Source organism: Protofrankia sp. Cj3 (assembly GCF_917627355.1).
Taxonomy (GTDB): Bacteria; Actinomycetota; Actinomycetes; order Frankiales; family Frankiaceae; genus Protofrankia.
Window position 1 is genome coordinate 1 of sequence record NZ_CAKJTR010000037.1, and the last position, 4,022, is coordinate 4,022.

At 70.9% G+C, this 4,022-nt stretch carries 3 protein-coding genes; 2 read left to right on the forward strand and 1 reads right to left on the reverse strand.

The window, feature by feature from the left end:
* On the reverse strand, window positions 1-1,326 hold a 1,326-nt coding region (locus MJ783_RS07360), incomplete at its 3' end, for a putative T7SS-secreted protein (RefSeq protein WP_370651475.1).
* Between the two features lie 420 nt (window positions 1,327-1,746).
* On the opposite strand from MJ783_RS07360, the gene MJ783_RS07365 reads away from it, so the two are divergent.
* Both MJ783_RS07365 and MJ783_RS07370 read left to right on the forward strand, forming a co-directional pair.
* Window positions 1,747-2,991 carry a peptidase M50 gene (locus MJ783_RS07365; RefSeq protein WP_239309431.1) on the forward strand — a complete coding sequence of 415 codons (1,245 nt, stop codon included), beginning with the start codon at window positions 1,747-1,749 and terminating at the stop codon, window positions 2,989-2,991.
* Window positions 2,992-3,035: 44 nt separating this feature from the next.
* Window positions 3,036-4,007: a PfkB family carbohydrate kinase gene (locus MJ783_RS07370; RefSeq protein ID WP_239309433.1), complete on the forward strand. Its 972-nt coding sequence runs from the start codon at window positions 3,036-3,038 to the stop codon at window positions 4,005-4,007.
* Window positions 4,008-4,022: the final 15 nt, after the last annotated feature.

Sequence of the window (4,022 nt, forward strand, 5' to 3'; positions counted from 1 at the left end):
CACAGAACTTCCGTGCATGATACCCCGCGCTTCCGGATATCCGGCCTGTCGTAGGCCCTTGTGCAGGGTATCGGCGAACCGCTGGAACTCCTCCTGGCCGGCGAAACCGAGCGGGACGCCGTCACGGATGTGGTGCCGCGGTCCCCGCGGCGACCGAAACGTGTCGGGAGCGCTGCGATGGGCGTTACCGCGGAGGTCACTGGTGGCCATCCGGATATGGCCGTTGGGGGTGGCGGCCGCCGGGTGGGAGAGCAGGCCTTTTGCCAGCATGGCGGGGTGGCCGCGCGCGCCGCGCAGATGCGCGGCCATGGTGGTGAGGCGGAGCTGGGCGGCGGTGCGGGCGTCGCGGGCGAGAGCGGCACCCCCGCGCAGGCCACGGGCGAGCCCCGCGGTGGTGGTGAAGCCCCTGCCGCCGGGGACGCAGCCGAGTAACGCGAAGCCGACCTCCCAGCCGGAGGCCTCGCCGTTGGCGTATGCGGTCAGCGCGTCGGCCAGGATGACAAGCGCGGCGGCGCACACGATCCAGGCGGCTGGTCCGCCGATGAGCATCGCGATGACGCCGAAGACAGCGACGGTGATTTTCGCGGCCCGGACGGTGGCATGCCAGGCCGCGCCGGCGGCTTTTTTGATTTTTTCCCAGGACCACCAGGGCCTGTCGCGGATGCCGGCGTGGGACGCGGCCTGGATGGCCCGAGCGCAGGTATGTGCCGCGTGCGCGCGCAGCTGGCCTGCGGCAAGGGCGAGGCGGCGGGCGGTCTCGATCTCGTCCTGGGCGCTGTGAACAGTGCCGCGGGCCCGCTCGAGGCGGGTCTGGGCGGTTTCGTGGTCGCGCAGTGCCCGCGTGACCTGGGCTGGGTCTGGCCACCCGGCTCCCGCGGCATCGGGATGGTGCGCGCGGGCCAGGGCCGTGAGGCTGGCGGCCGCGCTGGTCAGTGCGGTCTGGGCCGGGCCGAGGAGCGTTTCGGCGTGGTCGCGGCGGGCGCGGGCGTCGCGGCCACGGGAGAGCGCGTGGCCGGCCTGTGCCTGGGCGGTGTCCAGGATCGGTGCGTAGGCCTTGAGCGCCTGGCCGGCCATCCGGTAGGAGGTCTCGAGCCGGGACAGCCGCTCGGGCAAGCCGTTGAGCCCGTCGCGGAAGGTATCCCCGGCGGCACCGAGCCAGGCCTGGGTGACGCTGCCGGTGGTAGCCGCGGTGACCTGCCCGCGCGCGTGTTCGACGTCAGCGGCGAATGCCAGGAAACGCCGGGCGAGATCCCGGATGGCATAAAGGTCGCCCGGAGCCGGATCCTTATCAAGGCCGAGGACGCTCCAGTCGCTGGGACGGCTCATCGGCGCGGCGCGTATCCGGCCAGGCCGGGCTTTGGGCCTGCCGGTCGGGATGTGTGCTCCGCGGAACGCGCTCGATGGACGCGGGGATCGTGCAACAGCGGGCGTGGAGCTGTCATGGACACCGTCCAGGCAGGGTCAGGGACAAAGGCTTAAAAGCGGATAATTACGGGCAGATGGTCTGATAGTAGCGCGTATAGTGATTCTTCGGCCACCCTGACGGGTGCCCGGTCGGCGAGGCCACCGGGCCTGGCCGACTGCCGCGGGAGCCGCTGTCTCGCTGAGGCGGCCGAGGAAGCCCGACCGGCCTCGTGGGCTCCGGACCGGCGTGGGTGGGGCGCGTGCCCGGCGGCCTTGGGAGGGATCTCATAGCGCGATCTTTGTCACGGCTTGCGGCCGCGACGGAAAGGGGATCGAAGGGTCATGACCGTCGATCAGGTGGCAACGGGAACGGTCCGCACGCCGGTCTCGGTGCGCCCCGGGGCGGCTGTGAGCATCGGCGTCCTGAGCTTCGTGCTGGGTGCCTGGACGCTTCCCACCACGGTGCCGGGCAGATCGTCCGTCGCGTATCTGTCCGCCGGTCTCGTCGGCGCCGGGCTTCTTCTCGCGCTGCTGCTGGCTGCCGACCTCGCCCGGGCCGCCGTTGCCCGTCGGGCCGGCGTACGGGTGGATGGGGTCACGGTCGGTGTCTTTGGCAGCCGGCTGCGGGCCGCCACCGTCGACAGCCACGAACCGCGGACGGGAGCCCGCGTCGCCTGTGTCGGGCTGCTGGTCAGTGGGCTCGGTGGAGCGGGTTTCGTCACGCTTGGTTGGCTGGCCCCGAGCGGGGGGCTGGCATTGGCTGGCAGCGCCGGGTTCTGGGCCGGTGCTCTTGCGTTGCTGATGACGTTGTCGGAGCTGCTGCCCACGCCGCGGACCGATGGCGGGCGGCTGCTCACCGCGATCGTCCACCGGTGGACCGGCAGCCGTGAGCAGGCGGGCATGGCAGTCGCCCGAGCTGGAATGATCACTGGTTGGATCCTGATCGCCGCGGGGGCGGCGTCGGTCTTTGTGGTGGGTGCGCTGGGTCTGTGGGTCGCGCTGCTCGGTTGGCCCGCTCTCGCCTCGGGCCGGGCGGAACGATCCCGGCTGCGTACGAACACGATACTTGCGGGCGTCCGGGTCGGGGATGTGATGGGTCCCGCACCCGAGATCCTGCCCGGCTGGCGGACAGTGTCCGCGGCTGTCGAGGAGATGGCGCGCACGCGGATGCCCGCGGGGGGACAGACGGTGTTTGCCGTGGCCGACGTCAACGGCGCTCTCACCGGAGTGACACAACTGTGTGATCTTGTTGCGGTTCCGGGTGAGGACCACGGGTCTGCCCGAGTGGCGAAGATCAGCGTCCCGCTGGCCGCGGTACCCACCACCACGCCGGGTGAGTTGCTGAGCGATCTGCTCCCGCGGCTGGCTGAGCGTCCGGATGCCGGCTGCGCACTTGTCCTGGACGACGACGAGGGCGAGGCCGGCGACGGAATGTCCGGGGACGCAGCCCTGAACGCCGCGGCCAGGCCGCGACTGATCGGTACAGTCGGCTATCCGGAGATCGCAAGGGCGTTGGCGACGGTCACGCCGCTGCCCACGGGGAGGGCCGTGGCGCCGGCTTCCAGCACGCGAACCGGCCGTGACTGATCCTTCCGGTCGTGTTCCCACGCCGTGCCCGGCTGTCTGCGTGCGTGCGGCAGGAGCGCGCGGCGGCGCTGAACGGCGCGCTCGGGCTGCCGGGAGCGTGGCGCCCCGCGAGTAATGTTGCGGCCATGACGATCAGGAGTGCCGAGGCATTGATCAGTGCTCCGCCCCTTGATTACCTGGCGGTGGGGAACCCGACGGTCGATGTCCGTCCCGATGCGTCGCTCGCGGTCGGCGGGAGCGTGGTCTACGCCATCATCCAGGCGGCACGCCTTGGCCTGTGCGCCGCTGGAGTCGGGCGGGGCCGGGGTTCCGAACTGGCACCGGTCTGGTTGCCGTTTGCGACGGAGGCGGTCCTCTACATCCAGCCTTCGGCGGACACGACACGGTTTCGTAACGAAAGCATTGATGGTCTTCGGGCGCAATGGCTGGAAAAATCCGCGGGCCGGGCGTCAGGCCTCGACAGGCTTCCGGAAAGCCGCGTGCTGCACCTGGCCCCCGTCGCACGGGAGATCCTCCTTGAGGAGGCCGCTCGAGCGAGTGCGCGGAGCCTGCTCGGACTGACCCCGCAGGGGCTGATCCGCTCCTGGGACGAGCACGGCCGCGTCCACCACCAGCCCCTTGAGATCGACGGTCCGACCGCCGCGCACCTGGACGTGGTGGTGTTTGCGGACTATGAGGCGCCCTACCTGGCAAACGTGGCCGAGGCGGTTCGGCGGGCCGGCGGAATCGTCGTGGTCACCAAGGGAGCCGGCGGATGCGAGGTCCTGCTGACAAACGGTACGCAGGAGTTCCCGGCTGTCGCGACATCTCAGCTCATCGACGACACCGGGGCCGGTGACGTTTTCGCCAGTGCGTTGTTCATCTCGCTGGAAGGCGGGAGCACGGTGAGCGAGGCGGTCCGGTTCGCGACCGCGGCGGCGGCCCTGAGTATCGAGGGGATCGGCCCGCGGGCGATCGCGTCCCGTGAGGAGATTGACACGTTCACCGGTGCGGCCAGCACGGCGCTCCCTTTGTGAGGGACGGCCCGCGGG

Bases quoted from the DNA above. Each gene is read 5' to 3' on its own strand.
- MJ783_RS07365 (WP_239309431.1), top strand. From the start codon at position 1,747: ATGACCGTCGATCAGGTGGCAACGGGAACGGTCCGCACGCCGGTCTCG.